General features: G+C 64.0%; 16 protein-coding genes and 1 pseudogene. 11 read left to right on the top strand and 6 right to left on the bottom strand.

Going from position 1 to position 18,323, the window contains the following annotated elements:
- Nucleotides 1-30: 30 nt before the first annotated feature.
- Nucleotides 31-1,749, bottom strand: coding sequence for an RICIN domain-containing protein (locus ACEWFR_RS00920; RefSeq protein WP_374059283.1), 1,719 nt, complete (start codon nt 1,747-1,749; stop codon nt 31-33).
- A 203-nt stretch (nt 1,750-1,952) separates the two neighbouring features.
- Here ACEWFR_RS00920 and ACEWFR_RS00915 point away from each other — a divergent pair, with 203 nt between their 5' ends.
- From ACEWFR_RS00915 to ACEWFR_RS00880, 8 genes and pseudogenes are all read left to right on the top strand, one after another.
- A complete protein-coding gene (locus tag ACEWFR_RS00915) occupies nt 1,953-2,684 on the top strand; it encodes a GNAT family N-acetyltransferase (protein WP_374059282.1) in 732 nt (243 codons plus the stop codon).
- Nucleotides 2,685-2,763: 79 nt separating this feature from the next.
- Nucleotides 2,764-3,942, top strand: a complete 1,179-nt coding sequence (locus ACEWFR_RS00910; protein ID WP_374059281.1) for a hypothetical protein — start codon at nt 2,764-2,766, stop codon at nt 3,940-3,942.
- A gap of 180 nt (nt 3,943-4,122) precedes the next feature.
- Nucleotides 4,123-5,301, top strand: coding sequence for a redox-regulated ATPase YchF (locus ACEWFR_RS00905; RefSeq protein ID WP_374059280.1), 1,179 nt, complete (start codon nt 4,123-4,125; stop codon nt 5,299-5,301).
- A 133-nt stretch (nt 5,302-5,434) separates the two neighbouring features.
- A complete protein-coding gene (locus ACEWFR_RS00900) occupies nt 5,435-5,641 on the top strand; it encodes a hypothetical protein (RefSeq protein ID WP_374059279.1) in 207 nt (68 codons plus the stop codon).
- 156 nt (nt 5,642-5,797) lie between these two features.
- Complete coding sequence (locus ACEWFR_RS00895; RefSeq protein ID WP_374059278.1) at nt 5,798-6,334, top strand: helix-turn-helix domain-containing protein; 537 nt, start codon at nt 5,798-5,800, stop codon at nt 6,332-6,334.
- The gene (locus ACEWFR_RS00890) at nt 6,331-6,858 is read left to right on the top strand and encodes a hypothetical protein (protein WP_374059277.1); all 528 of its coding nucleotides are present in this window, start codon (nt 6,331-6,333) and stop codon (nt 6,856-6,858) included. Before ACEWFR_RS00895 ends, ACEWFR_RS00890 begins: the two co-directional genes overlap by 4 nt.
- Nucleotides 6,859-7,137: 279 nt before the next feature.
- Nucleotides 7,138-7,389: pseudogene (locus ACEWFR_RS00885) on the top strand (transposase); the annotation flags it as partial.
- Between the two features lie 423 nt (nt 7,390-7,812).
- The gene (locus ACEWFR_RS00880) at nt 7,813-8,061 is read left to right on the top strand and encodes a hypothetical protein (RefSeq protein WP_374059276.1); all 249 of its coding nucleotides are present in this window, start codon (nt 7,813-7,815) and stop codon (nt 8,059-8,061) included.
- Nucleotides 8,062-8,097: 36 nt separating this feature from the next.
- On the opposite strand, the gene ACEWFR_RS00875 is transcribed toward ACEWFR_RS00880, so the two are convergent.
- Nucleotides 8,098-8,958, bottom strand: coding sequence for a UbiA family prenyltransferase (locus ACEWFR_RS00875; protein WP_374059275.1), 861 nt, complete (start codon nt 8,956-8,958; stop codon nt 8,098-8,100).
- Between the two features lie 109 nt (nt 8,959-9,067).
- Between ACEWFR_RS00875 and ACEWFR_RS00870 the strand changes: the two genes are divergently transcribed.
- Nucleotides 9,068-10,756: a thiamine pyrophosphate-binding protein gene (locus ACEWFR_RS00870; protein WP_374059274.1), complete on the top strand. Its 1,689-nt coding sequence runs from the start codon at nt 9,068-9,070 to the stop codon at nt 10,754-10,756.
- Nucleotides 10,757-10,818: 62 nt separating this feature from the next.
- On the opposite strand, the gene ACEWFR_RS00865 is transcribed toward ACEWFR_RS00870, so the two are convergent.
- The 4 genes from ACEWFR_RS00865 to ACEWFR_RS00850 form a co-directional block, all read right to left on the bottom strand.
- Nucleotides 10,819-12,264 carry an amidase gene (locus tag ACEWFR_RS00865; RefSeq protein WP_374059273.1) on the bottom strand — a complete coding sequence of 482 codons (1,446 nt, stop codon included), beginning with the start codon at nt 12,262-12,264 and terminating at the stop codon, nt 10,819-10,821.
- A gap of 60 nt (nt 12,265-12,324) precedes the next feature.
- Nucleotides 12,325-13,872, bottom strand: a complete 1,548-nt coding sequence (locus ACEWFR_RS00860) for a TrkH family potassium uptake protein (protein WP_374059272.1) — start codon at nt 13,870-13,872, stop codon at nt 12,325-12,327.
- A gap of 137 nt (nt 13,873-14,009) precedes the next feature.
- Nucleotides 14,010-14,903, bottom strand: coding sequence for a hypothetical protein (locus tag ACEWFR_RS00855; protein ID WP_374059271.1), 894 nt, complete (start codon nt 14,901-14,903; stop codon nt 14,010-14,012).
- Nucleotides 14,904-15,039: 136 nt separating this feature from the next.
- Nucleotides 15,040-16,467: an FAD-binding oxidoreductase gene (locus ACEWFR_RS00850; RefSeq protein WP_374059270.1), complete on the bottom strand. Its 1,428-nt coding sequence runs from the start codon at nt 16,465-16,467 to the stop codon at nt 15,040-15,042.
- A 309-nt stretch (nt 16,468-16,776) separates the two neighbouring features.
- On the opposite strand from ACEWFR_RS00850, the gene ACEWFR_RS00845 reads away from it, so the two are divergent.
- Entirely contained in the window at nt 16,777-17,784 is a 1,008-nt protein-coding gene (locus tag ACEWFR_RS00845; RefSeq protein ID WP_374059269.1) for a TIGR04024 family LLM class F420-dependent oxidoreductase, read from the top strand.
- Nucleotides 17,785-17,862: 78 nt separating this feature from the next.
- The gene (locus tag ACEWFR_RS00840) at nt 17,863-18,267 is read left to right on the top strand and encodes a hypothetical protein (protein WP_374059268.1); all 405 of its coding nucleotides are present in this window, start codon (nt 17,863-17,865) and stop codon (nt 18,265-18,267) included.
- Nucleotides 18,268-18,323 lie beyond the last annotated feature (56 nt).

Raw genomic sequence — 18,323 nt, 5'->3', positions numbered from 1 at the left:
TACCAGTTGCCGCCTTAAGGGCGAGGAGTCTCAGACTGATCGGAACGTCCAGCGCTGGTTGGCACCGCCGGTGTCGGGCCACTGCATGACGTTCGCGCCGTTCGCGGTCGACCAGTCCTCGACGTCGGCGACCGTGCCGCTGTGGACGGCCTCGAGTGCGTACTGGCCGCCGTCGTCGACGATACGCCAGCGCTGGCAGTCACAGCCGATCGCGGCGTACTGCTGGACGTTCGCCCCGTCGCTCGTGTCCGCGTTCGCCACCTCGAGGAACTTGCCGCTATTCTCGTTTCGGATGTGGTACTCGCCGTTGCCCAGATCCTCGACGGACCACTGCTGCGTTGGATGGCCGTTGGCGGGCCACTGCTGGACGTTCGCGCCGTCGGCCGTCGAGGCGTTCGCCACCTCGAGTAGCTGGCCGCTGTGGACGCTGACGATCTCGTAGGTACCCGTCGAAATCGGACCGCTCGCGCTGCCGTCTTCGCCATCGTCGCCACCGCCGTCACCGGGGGGCGAGCCGCCGCCTTCGACGGCGCTCGCCCACTCCGCGAGCCAGTCGCGCAGGCCGCTGTCGGGCACCGAGAGCGAGTGCGTGTTCACCGGAAGGAACGGATAGCCGCCGACCTCGTCGTGGTGACCGACCCAGTAGTCGTACGGCGAGTCGAGTCGATCGTTGCCCGCGCGGTCGCGGATCTCCTGGATGATCCGCTGGTCGTTGCCGGTCCGGTCGGCCGGCCGTGCGCCCGCGTTCGCGAGGTTGTGACGTTCGACATCGCCCGCGGGCAACTCGGAGAGGCCGCTGGGCCACAGCGGCGGCGAACCCGTGCTCGGGACCTCCGCGAACGACTGGCCGTCGAGCGCCGGATCGGCCGTCACGTTGTCCCGGTGGTAGGCCGTGGGCGTTCCCTCGAGAATCGGGTCGCCGGTATCAGTCAGCCCGGTGTAGACGTTGCCGACGAAGCTCGTGGTGGCGGAGCTATCGGCGTTTGCCGACTCGTCGAAGAAGTAGGTGAGATTGTTGACGACGACCGAGCTCGTGTCGGCCTTGAGCCGCGGGAGGCGGCCGCGACACTTCGCCCAGACGTTGCCCGCCAGCGTCACGTTCGACGCGCCGTCGCCGACGAGCGTGCCGTAGTTGTGGTCGCCCTCGTTGCCGTAGGGGTTCCACAGCCCCTCGTAGATCAGCGAGTTGATGACCGTGGTATTCTGTGTATCGTAGCCGACGGAGAGACACTCGTCGACACCCCACGAGGCCGTCACGTGGTCGACGACGTTGTTCTGCGTGCCGTCCTGGGTGTTGAACGCGTCGTTGCCCTGGATCGAGCCATTGCCGGGGCCGATCCGAGACCGGATGTGCTGGACGACGCAGTCGTTAGCCCCGATCTGGACGGCACCTTTGATAAACGTGATCCCGGGTGAGGGTGCCGTCTGGCCGGCCACCCAGCACTTGTCTTCCGTGATCGCCAGATTGCTGTTTCCGAGATCGATCGTCCCGCTGGTCTCGAAGACGACGAGGCGCGGGCCGCTCATCTGGAACGCGTCCGCGACCGCGCTCCGGGTCGGCTCCGTAACCCGAATTACCTGTACGTTCTCGTTCTCGAGCCACGAGGTGTCCGCGAACCCGTCGTTGAGTCCGTACTGTGCGGCGCCGGACTGCGCCACCGCCGACCCGACGAGCGAACGCATCGATCCCGCGCCGATCATCGCCGATGCCGCCGCCGTTTTCAGGTACTGCCGCCGTGAGTGGTTCATGGATCCTGGCTGGACACAATTATCGCACAGTAAATATATATTTTTACTAGATGAATTATACTCAAATATGAAGGCACTCATATGGCCGGACCGAAACAGACCGTTTCGCGACCGCTCGCGGCTGTACGTGATACCAGTGATGAATCGAGTCGCTCCCGATCGGCCGGCCAAAGGTTAAGTAGCGGTTTGTGGTAACAATCATCATGACGACTACTAACACGCTCGAGTTTGGCCACGCGGATCGCAAAGAGATATACGAGTACGTCGAGCGCCGCGGAGCGGTCGATCCCGAAGAAACTCGAGACCAGCTGGGTCTCGATCCAGGTGGCTTCCGCCACCACATCGCGATCCTCAAGCGAGACGGCCGAATCGAGGAGGAAGACGGCACGCTCAGAGTCACGATCAACGCGGGGGCGGAAGAGGAGTACGTCTCCGAAGCGCTCGAGTTTCACATCAGGCCGGCGCGCCAGGAGGACCTGACGGGGATCGTCGGCGCGATCCGGCAGGTCGCCGAGGAGAAAACGTACATCGAGGCGGAAAGCGTCGCCGACGAGATCGACCACGAGAACGCGTTGCTCCGACACAACGAACTCCAGTCCCGGATGTTTTTCGTCGCCACGGTCGACGGCGATGTCGTCGGCTGGGTCCACCTTCACGCACCGGAGTTAGAGAAGCTGAGTCACACCGCCGAACTCACCGTCGGCGTCCTCGAGGAGTACCGCGACCACGGCATCGGCTCGCATCTCCTCTCGCGCGGCCTCGAGTGGGCCGGCTCCAACGGCTACGAAAGGGTCTACCAGAGCGTGCCGTCGACCAACGAGGAGGCGATCTCGTTCCTCGAGATGCACGACTGGGAGACCGAAGCGGTCCGCGAGGATCACTACAAACTCAACGGCCACTACGTCGACGAGGTGATGATGGCCGTCGATCTGTAGCCCCAGTCACGTTCGATTCGGAAAACGTGTCGCTTTCTAACCAATCCATTTTATATGACCGTCTCTGGAACCGAGAGGTATGCGTCTTGCCACCCCCGCGCAGTCCGAGTGGGAGGGATGGGGGGAATCGACCGCCGTAATCGTCGCAATGGGGCTCGCGCTCGCGGTCGCCGGAATCGTTCAGACGCTCGAGACGCCGGTTTCACAGCCGGTCGTCGCGTTCGAACTGTTCGTCTCGCTGCTCGTGCCGACCGGGCTGGCCACCGGCGGCTATTGGCTGGCCAGTCAGGACATCTCGCCGGACGTTCGCTGGCGAGCCGCGACCAGGGTCTCGATCGGAATCGTCGTCGCGTGTGCGCTCGCCGTCTGGCTCATCGGCTACGTCACGCTCGAGGGCGGAGCGATCCGCGATCCGCTATCGCTGGTGACGGTCCTCGCGGCAGTCGGCGGTGTGACCGGCTTCGCCAGTGTCGTTCGGGAACCGCTACGAAACGAGTCCAGTTCGATGGATAACTGTGCGGTCAACGGAGACACAGCGGCGGCGCCGTCGCCAACCGCGGCCGCCGCCGATACGAAATCAACGACTGGAGAATCGACAGCGGGTACGACCGAAACGACGGCACCGACCGACGAGCGGATTTCGGACGCGATGGATACGACTGACGAGACAGCGACTCCTCGTGCGTCGGCAGCCACCACTGCATCGGCAGCCACCGATGCTTCGACAGCCGCCACTGCGTCGGCAGCCACCACTGCCTCGGCATCGACAACAACGGAGGCGACGTCACGCGCTGGTGTGTCCCCGGACGCTGACATCGCCGCTGGTCCCGGCGACCCGACACATCTTATCGATTCGGCCGGGGACCCGAAGTCCGAAGAGCCCGACGCACCGCCGCTGCCAGCGCGGGATCCGGGCATCGACACCGTCGCAGCCGTTCCGTCGACGGCGGAGACGGTCCTCGACGTACTCCAGAACGAGCGCGCTCGAGTCGCACTTGCCGTGCTCTACCACGAGTGGAACGGCGAGACCCGGTCGGCCGACGACCTCGCTCGCGCGGTCGCTTCGCACACGGACGACTCCGCTGACGCCATTGCAGCCGGGCTCCGACACACTACCCTCCCGAAACTGGCGGCGATTCGAGCGATCGACTGGGACCCCCACACGGATCTCGTCTCGGAATCCGACCATGCCGTCTTCGAAGAGGGGGTTCGCGAGGCGTCGGTCCTCCTCGAGGCGTTCGAACCGGGAACCAGATAGCCGGGGCCGCCCGCTGTTCGGGTGGCGACGCGGGATTCCGGAACTGGGATCCAAAAATCCAGCCCCCCGCAGCGAACGCCGATCACCGCGGTGCCCGAAGCGGAGACGGCCGAATCGGTCCCACCCGTGCGTAGTAACGGAATCGAAAGGTAGTTTTCCCGGACCCTGCTACGCTGAGTCATGCTTTCGATCGCGCTTGCCGGAAAGCCAAACGCCGGCAAGTCTACGTTCTATACCGCGGCGACGATGGCAGAGGTCGACGTCGCCAACTATCCGTTCACCACGATCGACGCCAACCGCGGGGTGAGCTACGTCCGGACCGAGTGTCCCTGCCTCGAGCGCGACGAGCGCTGTACCGCCGATAACTGCAAGGACGGCAAGCGCTACGTCCCGATCGAACTCCTGGACGTGGCGGGGCTCGTCCCGGGCGCTCACGAGGGAAAGGGGCTAGGAAACCAGTTCCTCGACGAGCTCACGAACGCGGACGTGATCATCAACGTCGTCGACGCCTCCGGCGGGACCAACGAGAAGGGCGAACCCGTCGACATCGGCGACCACGACCCGCTCGAGGACATTGACTTCATCGAGGAGGAGATGGATCTCTGGCTGGCTGGCATCGTCGAGAACAACTGGGAGTCCGTCGAGCGCAAGTCCCGCTCGCCTGACTTCGATATCGACGACGTGCTGGCGGACATGCTCTCTGGCTTCGGCGCGTCGCCAAAGCAGATCGCCATCGTCCTCCGCGACCTCGAGTATCCCGACGACCCGATTCAGTGGGAGGACGAGCACCGCGAGGCGCTCGCACGTGACGTCCGCCAGCGGACCAAACCGATCGTCGTCGCGGCGAACAAGATCGACATCGCGCCCGAGGAGAACGTCGAACGCCTGCTCGAGTTGGACAAACCGGTGATTCCCACGACAGCGGAGGGCGAACTCGCGCTCCGCCGGGCCGCAGAAAACGGGCTGATCGAGTACGATCCCGGCGACGAAACGATCGCGATCGGTGATGACGTCAACGACGCCCAGCGCGAGGCACTCGAGGGGATCGCGGACACCATGGCCGAGTGGGGCGGCACCGGCGTTCAGGCGGCGCTCGATTACGCGGTCTACGATCTGCTCGACCACCTCACCGCCTACCCGGTCGAGGACGCTTCGAAGTGGTCCGACGGGAGCGGCAACGTCCTGCCGGACGCCTTCCTGTTACCTGAGGGATCGACGCCCGTTGACCTCGCCTACACCGTCCACTCCGACATCGGCGACGGCTACCTACACGCGGTGAACGCGAAGTCGAATCGCGAGATCAGCGAGGAGTACGAACTCGAGGAGGGCGACGTGATCAAGATCGTGAGCACTAACTGACAACACTATAATAAACTGAATACTGTGTTTTAGGCAGGTGTTGCGACCAGTACAGAACAAAGAGTTTGCAGTCTCCGTCTCAAAGCGAGCCGTATTAGGTAAGGTATTTATCAATTAAATCTAACATAAGGGTATGAGTGCTAACCAGTGCGAAGAGAAAATCGACGTAAATAATGCAGTTTCGATAGTCATTCTTGCGAGTGCTCTTGGAGGGGCATTTGGGTATCTATTCACCGTCCATCTCATCGAATCGTTTGCTTCGGAACTTGAGGCAGTGTGGCTTACTACAGTCATATTCGCTGTTATTGGGCTGTATCTATGGAATTATCTTCGACAGTAACTCTCTCCTCCATTGCAGATGAACGAAACGCTACTACTCAGTTCGCATCTGCAGTGATCGCGAAGATCGAAGCAGATCAAAATGAAGTTTATCGGTTGTAAGTTCTGCTCCATCGCCGGAACCCTTATTGTGAATTATCCATAATTCGTAATCGAGATGGCGCAATCACCCCCTAGGTCAGGTCGGCCACCTATTCAGCAGCTTCAAACGGTCGTAGACCTCCTCGAGACGCCGGCACTTGCTCGGATGTACGCCCATATCTTACAACACGGCCCGGCCACAGTTTCCGAGATCGTCGATGTGCATGACATCCCACAGGGGACCGCCTACGACTACGTTCAGAACCTCGAAACAGCTGGCTTAGTGGAGAAAACCCGTGACCAACGCCCATACGAATATGACGCCGAGTCGATTTCACTCACGCTCTCGACGGACGGAGAGACCCAAACGATCACGCCGGCACTTATCGCAGCGGTTGCCCGCCGCGACGAGGACGAGGACATCGATGTCTACATCGAACGCCACGGGCTTGACGGCCTAGCGGTCGCGCTGGAGTACACCTACGAGTATGTCGATGGAACGGTCAACCATCGCATCGCAGCCCGCGAACTCGAAATCTCGCCGCTTGAGGCCGAGATTATTCTTCAAGCGCTCGAACCAGTCGCTACCGAGTACGCCGACGCGGCTGCATGACGACTGCATACGTCGCCGATACCGGCGTCTTCGTGCGGTGTGGTGGTCCGGACAATGACAAGTTTCAACGGCTTCGCCGGGCAGTTCGACAGGCCGGTGTCTCCCTACGCATCCCCCAACACGTCTACGAAGAACTCGGGGGCGACCCAGCTGCAGACGAGTATCCCTCGGGGAACATTCCCTATCCCGATGGGTTCGAGGAAGGATGGATCGTCGTCGCCGACGAGTTGGACTATACCAATTCGCTCGTTTCGACGATAATGGACGACGCTCGCCGCTTCATTGCCAACGAGACCGATCGGAACGTGGATATCACTGAGAAAGCAGATACAGCGCTTGTCGGGCTTGCTGCTCAATTACTCGAGACCGATCAGGCCGACCACGTTATTCTCTTGACAACCGACAAACCTGCGGGGCGGGCGGCCGAAACGCTCCTGCCACAGCACGGCTTCAGCGACCGGCTCGAGTACCGGTACGTCAGCGTCGAGTATCTCGAGATGATCTCAGCCGACGAATTTCGCTGACGCAGACCCTATGTGAGACCCGATGATCGATGACAGCTCTGCCCGTTCTGAAAACACTCTCGACGAGATGTTCGAGCGCTACCTTCAGAACAAGGGGCTCTGGTGAACCGCTGGACGGCATCGGTTTCGACCGTTAGAACTAGGAGTATGAAGCGGGAAACCGTCGATGCTCTATGTCGAAGATCTCCTGATTCACGAGCTAAGTCGTTCAGTTAGCTAAAAATGCTGTTGGTGAGCGGCGACTTCGCCGAGTATGCGGTGGTGTCGCTGCACTGTTATTTACGCGAAACACTCCGCGAAGACGGTGTGAGACCACTGATCAAACACCGTGAGTTCCGGCCCATCGATCACGCGCACAATGCGCGGATCGCTGGGCCTCGATACCGCCAACGAGCGATGTGTGAGACCGTCTTTTCGACGGTCAAGCGCACGCTCGGCAACGCCGTGCGTCCGCGAACTTGGTACGGTGAATTTCGTGAACTCGTCTTGATGTGTGCGGTTCACAACATCAAGCGATCTCTGAAACAGTGAAATCAAGCTACGTCTGCCGATTCACTACAGCCTATATGTTGTGTACACTGTGTGTACTCAGAAATGGTAATCAAGATCGTGAGCACCAACTGATTACGGTTCTCGTCGACCCGGATTCCGGAGGCCTTTTGTAGCGATAGCAAAGAGAAGGTGGTAGGCGGCACGGTCAGGCAGCACCTTTCAGCCCGCGTGGTTTCCACGTGCGGCCACCGTTGACTGACCTACCCCGTCTCTCTAATACTTGTGAGCGACTGCTGTTGCGCCCGTAGCGGCGCTTCACTGTCCGACAACGTGTGAGTTCAGTCGCGCTACCTGAGATCGTGAGCGGGAATCGTAACTGAGGGCCGATAGCCTGCCAACAGGAGTCTCACGACGGCTGTCGGGTAGAGATGAGTATTTGCTCACTGGCGACCTACACCGACTATGACGCCTCGTTCAACCCGCGTTTCCGACCCCCGTCGCGAACGAACGACGGCACAGTTGGCCGTCCTCGCCGATCGCCTCAAGGCGACGGAGCAGCGCCAGCAGCACCTGCAGAACACGCTGGCCGGGCTTGCCCGGGAAGTCGGCGTCTCCGTCGGCTGTGTATGTGGGCACTGCGATGAGAGTCACACGCTCATCAAAGACGGCACGATGTACTGTCCGAGATGTGGCTACCGGCGATCGGTGTAGGCCGCCTCGAGTACCCGAAAGTCGGACCGAGGGCGCTCACACCAGGCGGCCGAGCGGATCGAACCGAACCGCGGCCACGAGGACGGCGAGGAAGACGTACGAGCCGCGGATGAGGAGCATCGTCGCGAGTTCGGGATCCGCCCGTCGCGCGACCCCGGCGACCGCGACGAACGCGAGAACCGCGAGGAGGGACGTAAGGGGGAAGAGACGAGCGATGGCGAAAGCGACCACGACCAGTAGTGCGACAGTCATCAGTCCGTAAGCGACGCTGTACGCACGGTCGGGGCCGACGACGACCGCGACGGTCCGTTTCTCGATCGAGCGATCGTACGCGTAGTCCTGCGTGTCGTCGATCACCTTGATCCCGGAGAGGAGCGTGAGGAAGACGACGGCGAAACCGAGCGGAACAACCCCGATCGTCCCTGCTTGCACGTAGAACCCCCCGAGCATGGACAGGGCGATACCCAGGGGGTAGCCAGTCGTCGCCGTCACCGGGTTCATGTCGAGTTGCGGCGCGTGGTGGTAGGCGATCAGCCACGTCGGAACGACCAGTACGACCGCGACCGGACCGACGAGAAGTCCCAGGACCACACAACACAGCGCGAACACCGCCGTCGACAGTCCGAGTGCGATCCGACAGCCGCGTTCGGTCAACGGATGGTCGTCGTCCTCGCCGCGGACGTGGAAATCGACGTAGCCGTCTTTTACGTGTGCCGTGTAGACCGCGGCGAACATCGCGACGACGTGAACCGCCGCGGTCAGCGGGTCGACGGTTCCAGCGAGGATCGCGCCGAACAGCGAGGCCGCGAGCGGCGGCGTCATGAAGACGGGATGAACCTGCGACCAGAGCGCTCGAGCGGTCGTGTCGACTCCGGCGGTGTCCCTGGCGAGGGCCATATGCGGGCGACAACGAACTGAAGTATAATACCCGGGCCGGGGCCGCACGAGCTGGAACCGGCCCGCCGGAACACACAATTTGATGTGAGATGACGTGCCACGAGGGAGCATGGCAGATAGCTATACGGGTGCGGATCTCTTCACCGACGCCCTCGAGTCGTACGGCGTCGACTACGTCTTCGGCAATCCGGGAACGACCGAACTGCCGATCATGGACGCGATCGGCCGGAGCGACCTCGAGTACCGACTCGGGCTCCACGAGGACATCGCAGTGGGAATGGCCGGTGGCTACGCTCAGCGCAGGCGATATCACGCCCACCACGACGACTCGATCACCCCGGTCGGCGTGGCGAATCTCCACATCGCGCCGGGATTGGCCCACGGACTGGGGAACCTCTACGCGGCCAAGATCGCCGGCGCGCCGTTGGTCGTGACGGCGGGGAATCACAGCACGGACTTCCGCCACGAGGAGCCGATTCTCTCGGGCGATCTGGTCGACATGGCCGACCAGTTCTGCAAGTGGTCCGACGAGGTACTGGACGTCTCGGCACTGCCGACGATGCTCCGCCGGGCGTTCCGGGTCGCGATGACGCCCCCGACCGGCCCTGTCTTCCTCGGACTGCCCCTCGACGTGATGCTCGAGGAAACCGACGCCGAGCCCGAACGACTTGGTCCGATTCCGAACGCGGGCAGCGGCGATCCGGCACAACTCGAGCGCGCTGCCGACCTGCTGGTCGACGCAGACGATCCGGTGATGGTCGTCGGGGACCACGTCGCCCGCTCCGGTGCCGACGCCGTTGCCGCGGCGGTCGAACTCGCGGAGGCGACGGGTGCCCGCGTCCACGGGGAGATCCTCTCCTGCGAAGTGGACTTCCCCACCGACCACGAGCAGTGGGTCTCCTACCTGCCGACCAGCGAGAGTCTGGCCGCGATGTTGATGGACACCGATACGATCTTGTTCGCCGGCTGTTCGACGAACACGACGCTGACCCGCCACGAGGAGGCGCTGGTCGATCCCGACACGACCTGCATCCACCTGAGCGACGACGCCTGGCAGGTCGGCAAGAATCAACCCGCCGACGCGGCAGTGATCGGCGACCCGGGGCTCGGTATGCAGGATCTCACCGAGCGCGTTCGCGGGAAACTCTCCGATGACGTCGTGGCCGACCGGCTCGCGGAAGTCGCGGAGGTCAAGGAGACCGTCGAGTCCCAGATGGCCGGCTACGGCGAGGCCGACGGGGACGATCCGCGGTCGTCGAAGGCCGAACTGGTCGACGCGATGGAGCGCGTGGCCGGCGACGCGGCCATCGTCGACGAGGGTGTCACCTCGAAGTACGCCATGCTGACCCGGTGGGACCTCGGCCCCGAACAGTACATGTCGAACAAGGGCGGCGGCCTCGGCTACGGGCTGCCGGCCGCGGTCGGCGCGGCCGTCGCCGAAGAACAACTCGAGGAGCCCCGCGACGTGGTCGGCTTCATCGGCGACGGCTCCTACCAGTACTACCCGCACTCGATATACAGCGCCGCCCGGTACGATCTGGACCTGACGGTCGTCATCTCGGACAACCGCAACTACCGGATCCTGAAGGACAATACGCTCCACCTCATGGGTGGAGAAGAAGACGACTACGAGTTCGTCGGGATGGACTTCGAGCCGGCGGTCGATCTCGTCAAGAACGCCGAGAGTCACGGCGCGCGCGCCGAACGTATCGAGACGCCGGACGGGATCGAGGGCGCACTCGAGGACGCGCTCGAACGCGAGGGGCCGGACGTCTTGGACGTGCTGGTTCAGGACTGACGGTCCAGATGGCACCGGAGAACCGGTGCCCGGGACGACGCTGTCGGCGACCGCGGGACCCCTCACTCAGCGGCCTCGAGCGCCCGACCGAGCGCGACGGCCGTCGCCTCGTCGTACCAGTCGGTCACGAGCTGACAGCCGACCGGATCACCGTCCCCTCTCTCCGTCGCGACCGGAACCGAGAGCGCCGGATGCCCGGTGAGGTTGAACGGGCCGGTGTTGGCGATCGTTCGCAGGAGGTCCGCGTCCTCGCTGATCTCGCCGTAATCGGGCGCGCTCATCGGCGTCGTCGGCAACAACAGCGCGTCGCAGTCCGTGAGTCGGTCGTCGATGACGCCCTCGAACTCCCGGCGAACGTTCTGCGCAGCCACGTACCCCTCACCGTCGTCGACCGCGGTTAGCGCCCGCCCGAGGACGAGTCGAGCGCGCACGTTCTCGCCCAGTTCGTCCGCGTCCATCGACGCCACCGCCTCACGCCAGGGCTCGCTGTAGCCGGTTCCGACGCCGTAGTCTTGCCCCGCCTGCGCGACTAGCGTCGTGAACTCCGTGGCGGTGACGGCGGCGTTAACCAGCGACTGGGTCTCGAAGCCGGGGAGCGACGCCGGTTCGACGGTCGCGCCCGCCGCCGCCAGTCGGTCGGCCGCTCGCTCGACGGCCGCAGCGACATCGTCGTCGGCGCCGTCCTGTGCCTCGGTCACGAGGCCGACCGTCAGCCCGTCGATGTCTCGATCCAGCCCGTCGGTCGGGGTCGGTTCGCGCGTCCCGACCGTCGACGGATCGCGGCGGTCGGGACCGTTGATCGCCTCGAGGACGGTGGCCGCAGTCTCCACGTCGGGCGCGAGCGGGCCGATATGGTCGAGCGAGGTCGCCAGGTCCGCGAAGCCGAACCGCGGCACGGTCCGGAACGTCGGTTTGAACCCGACCACGCCGCAGAAGGAGGCGGGGATGCGAACCGAGCCGCCGGTGTCGGTGCCCAGCGCCGCGTCGACCAGCCCGGCGGCGACGGCCGCCCCGCTCCCGCTCGAGGAGCCCCCCGGCACGCCCTCGGCACTCGGGTTCTCGACGGGCCCGTGCGCGCAGGTCTCGCTCGTGGTGAAGTAGGCGAACTCGTCCATGTTCGTCGTCCCGACGAGGTCCGCGCCCGCGTCGAGCAACCGCTCGGTGACAGCCGCGTGGTACTCGGGCTCGAAGGCGAGCGCGTCCGAGCCACAGGTCATCGGGACGCCCGCGACGGCGATGTTGTCCTTGACCGCGATTTCGGTCCCCGCGAGCGGGCCCGACTCGGCGCCGGACAGCTCGCACCGATACAGGAAGGCGTTGTACTCGTCGTCGTCTTCCCCGACGTTCGCCGCGGGATCGGACTGGGTCGTCGTCGGCTCGAGGTCTCCGAGCAGGGCGGCGGTCGCCTCCGCTTCGGCCGTGTAGCCCTCTCGCTCGGCCTCGGAGAGGGTGAGTCCGTAGGTCGTCGCCGCCGCCTCGATCGCCTCGGAGATGGTATCGTCTACCATGAGGGACGGTGACACCACCCGCGTCTTAACGGTTGGGTCGCCGGCAGGGGACGAGGGTCGTCAGGAGCGCCAGTACGCCGGCGTCAGGATTACCAGCACGGAGAGGATCTCGAGTCGGCCGATCCACATCAGGAAGGTCATGTACAGCTTCGCAGCGTTCGAGAAGGGTTCGTAGCTGTTCATCGGCCCGACGACGCCGACGCCCGGGCCGACATTCCCGAGCGTCGCGATCGTCGCGCTGATCGCCTCGAGTCCCGACAGCGAGAGGTCGGGTGTTCGGTGCGCATCGAGAAGGAGCAGGACGGTCGAGACGACGAACAGCGTCAGGAAGAGAAGAACGAAGACGAAAATGCCGTGGATCGCTTCCTCGTCGATAACGTCGCCCGTGTCACCCATCCGAACCGGCCGGATTGCCTGCGGATGGACGGTCGTGAACAACTCTCTCTGAATCGACTTTCCGACGACGTACCAGCGGATGATCTTGATCGAACCGGCCGCAGAGCCCGCCGAGCCACCGAGGAACATCGCGAACAGGAGAATCACCTGCGTCGACTCGCTCCACGTGTTGAAGTCCATGCTGGCGTAGCCGGTGGTCGTCACGATCGCGAGCGTCTGGAAGAGGCCGTGGCGCAGCGAGCGCTCGAGACTCCCCGGAATCGCGGCGACGCTCTCCGGCACCGTCTCGAGGCCAACCCCGAGGAAGAGGAGCAGGGAGAGGAGACCGCCGATGACACCCATCGACAGAATATACGATCGGAACTCGGCGTTGCTCGTCAGACGTTCGGGGTGGCCGCGCCAGGCGTACCAGTAGAGCGCGAAGTTCGCCCCGGCGACGATCATGAAGACCATGACCGCCCACTGGACGATCGGTTCGAACGCCTCGACGCTGCGCCCCTCCGGCGAGAACCCGCCGGTCGGCAGCGACGTGAGCGCGTGGGAGACGGCGTTGTAAAACGTCATGTTCGGAGCTAGCCCGGCGAGATGGAGCCCGTAGTAGACGGCCACCGCTGCGAGCGTGAACCAGGCGTAGATCAGCCAGAGCGCCCGCGCCGTTTGCCTGATTCGCGGCGTTAGCTTCTCGACCTGTAGCCCCGGTGATTCCTCTCGAATGAGCTGTGTGCCACCGACGGAAAGCTCAGAGAGGATCGCGACCATGAGCACGATGATTCCCATCCCGCCGAGCCACTGGGTGAGCTGTCGCCACAGCATGATCGACCGCGAGTGGGTCTCGACGGAAATCTCGCCCATGACCGTCGCGCCGGTCGTCGTGAACCCGCTCATGCTTTCGAACAGCGCGTTGACGGGATGTGCGATCGTCCCCGTCCCGGCGACGAGATACGGGATCATCCCGACGAGCGGAAGCACTAACCACGTCAGTGCGACGAGCAAGAACGCTTCACGGTGCTCGAGGTCCGGATCGGGCTCGAGGCGCTCGAGACCCGTCCCGACGGCGACGGCGACGACGAGCGCGACGAGAAACGGAAGCGGACTCTCCCGGTAGAACAGTGCGACGGCCGTCGGAACCAGCAGGGAAAGCGAGAGATACTTCAGCACCGTGCCGAGGAGACTCAAACTGGATCGGACATCAACGTGAATCCTTCCTCTCATTCTAAATACCAATCTGGCGGAAGCGAGACGCGCTTCTCGCTCGACCGAACGTAACTACCTCCGACAGATTCGATGTACAGCAATAAAAACTGTGTCTCGAGACCGCCTCGGCCGAGAAACGGGGGAGTCCACGGGCGTCACGAAAAGAACTGCCGGTGGTGTTCGCCCATTGCCGCTCGAGACGTTTCCGAGAACGCGGCGATGTAGTCCATGTTGAAGTACGACCAGGCCTCGTCGGCGGGATCCGCGTAAACGTCGATCGCATCGGCTTCGGTCGCAAACCGGTGATTTCGCGGCGTGTTCCGACTTTCCATCGCCGAGTAGCCCGTGGCCATCGGCGTGATCCCGTGTCGGACGAACCAGCCGCTGGCTGCGGGATGGTCCTGAGCGCCACAGCTGTGTGCGCGAACCACCGGCGAGCGGTCGGGCTCGTCGGCCGGATAGTACGGAAAGTCGGCCCAGCCGATGACAGCGTGCCCGCACTCGTGGGCCGCGAAGTTCCGAACGAGTTCCCGCGGCGTCCCGAACCGCCAGCCGAGCAGATCGACGAGTTCGGTATTGACGTAGCCGTACGCTCCGGGCGCTGCGTATTCGCTCCCGTCGTGTCCCGCGTACGAACGCATTGCACCCGCGGTCGTCGTTCCGTCTTCGACGACGAACAGCGTCACCGTTTCCGGCGTCCGATCGGCTCTGAGTACGTCGTCGGTTTCGATCGCGTCGAGCGTTTCACCGTGGGACGGCGACACTCCGAACGTCGCGACCGAGGGTTCGTCCGTCGTCACCTCGGCCGTCCCCGGGGTCGCGTCCGTCCACGTCTCGGCGAACAGTTCGACGCCCTCGAGGACGGACTCGAGCGCGTCGTCGGTCGGCTCGACGGAGTCGTGGCGGACGACTTCGATCGTCAGATCGCCGTCACCGACGGTCGCCGAGCCGGTTCCCGATGCGACGGCCGTCCCGGCGACTGCGGCACACGCACACGTGAGAAATCGGCGGCGGTCAAGCGCGGGCCGCCGGTGGTCCATCGGAGTCATAATTGAATCCAATACCGTTCGAGAGAAAAGACAGACCAGTCATATCGTCCTTCCGGCCGACAGCAACGGTGACGCCGACGACCGGATGTCGTGATTCCGGTCGACTGCGAGGTCACCACCGAGCGAGGCGGTTGCGCTATCGATCCCGACCGTTGATCCGTTCGCCGGCGGCCGTTTCGGGGAATATCTTTCCCGGATTGAGCGTGTCGGTCGGATCGAGCGCTCGCTTGATCGTCCGCATGGCCTCGACCGCGCCGCCCCCGTGTTCGGGCTCGAGGTATTCCCGTTTGCCCTGTCCGATACCGTGTTCTCCCGTGGCCGTTCCGCCCAGTTCGATCGCGAGCTCCACGATCTCTCGGTAACACTCCTCGCCGCGTTCGACCTGCTCGGGGCTGTCGGGGTCGACGAGAACGCTGTAGTGGAGGTTGCCGTCGCCCGCGTGACCGAAACAGGGAACCAGGAGGTCGTACTCGTCGGCCAGCCGTTTCGCCTCCCGGACCACCGTCGGATAGGAACTGATCGGTACCGTCACGTCGCCGGGGTGAAGCGGCTCGAGGACGGGATCGTAACTCCTGACGGCGTAGGCCAGTTCCCTACGTGCCCGCCAGAGGGCGTCCATCTCGTCATCGTCGTCGCTCATCTCGAAACGGGCGACGCCGTGGTCTTCGAAGATCGTCCGGCAGAGGTCGATCTCTTCTTCGACGCCGTGATTGGCGTGAAACTCGAGGAAGACCATCGGCGCGTCGGGGAGATCGCTCCCGAGATATTCGTTGGCCATCGTCGCGCTCAGTCCGTCGACGAGTTCGATTCGGGCGACGCCGACGTCTGTCCGGACCGCGTCGAACACTGCTTCGGTCGCGTCGTCGAGCGTCTCGAAGATCGCTCGGCCGCCGCGGATCTGTTCGGGGCGGCCCGCGAGCTCGAGGGTCGCCTCGGTGACGACGGCCAGCGTCCCCTCGCTGCCGACGATGAGGTCGGTCAGGTTGTAGCCGCTCGAGGTCTTGCTGGCTCGCGAGCCCGTCCGGACGACCGTGCCGTCGGCGAGAACGGCCTCGAGGCCGAGTACCCAATCGGCAACCTCGCCGTACCGGACGGTCTGCATGCCGCTGGCGTCGGTCGCGATCATTCCGCCGACCGTCGAGATGTCGCCGGAGGAGGGTAACGGTGGGAAGAACAGGCCATCACCGGAGATGTACTCGCCGACATCGGAGCCGATGATCCCCGGCCCGACGTCGATCTGGAAGTCGTCGGGCCGGTAGTCGGCGACTGCGTCCATCCGCGTGAGATCGAGGCTGATGCCGCCGTGAGCCGGGACGGCGTTGCCCTCGAGTCCCGTCCCAGCGGCGTAGGGGGTCACGGGGACGCCGCGGTCGGTCGCAGCGGCGAGCACGGCCGAGACGTCGTCCGTGCACTCGGGCCAGACGACGGCGTCCGGGAGAACGCCGCCACCGTCGTTTTGCTCCGTCCCGAAGTCCGTAGCGTGCGATTCGCGTCGTCCGTCCGCAAACGAGAGCTGATCGTCCGCGAGGTCGAGCGCCTCGAGGAACGAACAGTTATGTGTCATACGCCCACGTTAGTCACTATCGGTATCAACGTTTCCCACCGTTTCGAAGGGAGCGGAAGTCGAACGGGTCAAACGCGTCCGACACCACCTCGCGGAAGACGACAACCCAGTCCGCGACGAGGCGCGCGAGCCAGCAAGACCTCGAGGCAGCCCGGTAGCTGTGTGCCGAGACCCTCGATCGGTGACAGCGGCGACCGTTCGTCCCGGGAGACTGGATGGAAACGCTACAAATTTATGTGAATGGGTGACGCGGTGTGTGGTGATGGCAGTACGACGAGCGATCCGACGGCAGACGCGGAGGGGAGCACTATGAACGCTGAACTGGACTTGCTAGTTCGACTCGGCGACTACGATCGGCCCCAGGGCGTCGCCGAGCGGGCCGTTCAGGCCGAGGAATTGGGCTTCGACCGGATCACGGTCGGCGAGACGACCGGCTGGAACATCGTGCCGCCGCTGACGCTGGCAGCCGAGCGGACCGAGGAACTCGGCATCTCCAACGACGTGATCTCGCCGTACGGGCGAACGCCGTCGATGCTCGCCCAGACGGCGCTCACGATGCAGGACGTGGCGGACGGCCGGTTCCGATTCGGAATCGGCCCGAGTTCGCCCGCGATCACCGAGCGCTGGCACGGTCAGGAGTTTGACCGACCGCTGCGCCGAACCCGCGAAGTGATCGACGTGATGCGAAACGTCTACGAGGAGGGCAACCCCGCCTACGACGGCGAAATATTCGACATTCCCGGATTGGGATACGAGCGCGGCCCCCACGAGAACCCGCCGCCGATCGACGTGGGGACCCTCGGCCCCAAGGCCACCGAGATGGCCGGTCGCTTCGGCGACGGATGGGCCCCCCAGCTATTCACGAAAGACGGGCTTCGCGAGCGCCTCGAAGATCTGGAACGCGGTGCCGAGTTAGGGGGCAAGGGGCTCTCGGACCTGCGGGTGGCTCCGATCGTCCGCGGAATCGCGATGGCAGATCGCGAGGCCGCACGTGAGAAGGCCCGCAGCACCGTCGCCTTCCTGCTCGGGGCGTATGGCCCCTACTACGGGAACTCGGTCGCCGAACAGGGCTATTCCGACGTCGTCGAGGAGATTCGGGCCGCCTGGGAGGAGAGAGATACCGACGCGATGGCTCAGGCGCTACCCGAAGACGTACTCGACGAGTTGGCTCCCGCGGGTACACCCGAGGAAGTCCGCGAGTGGGTCGAGGCATACAGCGAGATCGACGGCGTCGATGCCGTTCGGCTCGGGTTCGTCAACGGAATGTCCGAGGACGACAAGCGGACGACGATGGAAGCGGTCGCCGACCTCGTCTAGACACTTCCTCGAATACGGGGGTAGTGTTTCGATCGGACTCACACGCTGCATATATACCGTCTATCTCCTATTGGGGCTATGATACCACTACTAAATTCGCCCGAGAGTCTCACTGCGTTCGGCGATTCGCGTGCGGACGCCGTAGATACGGTGATGGATCTGTTGACGAATCGACGCCGACGCGCAGTTTTACAGTATCTCGAGGCGAACGACGGTTCCGCGACGCTAACGGAGCTCGCGGTGGAGATCGCCGCACAGGAGACCGGCTCCGATCCCAACGCGATTTCGGATCACGGTACCGTCTCGGCGAGAGAGCAACGGGCCGTTCGGATCTCGCTTCACCACACACATATCCCAAAATTGGCGGCCACGGAGGCCATCGACTACGATACCGCGACGGAAACGGTTGCGCTCCGCGATCGCGGACGGGCGCTGCTCTCCCGACAAGAAGCCGTTGACGGCGCTCCACAGGGATTGAGATAGGAGTCGGATCCTGCTGGTCGACTGCCGGGCGGTCCTGCTCGGCACACGGCTGGATC

The organism is Natrinema sp. H-ect4 (assembly GCF_041894845.1).
GTDB lineage: Archaea > Halobacteriota > Halobacteria > Halobacteriales > Natrialbaceae > Natrinema.
This window is presented reverse-complemented; position numbering and strand designations above follow the sequence as displayed.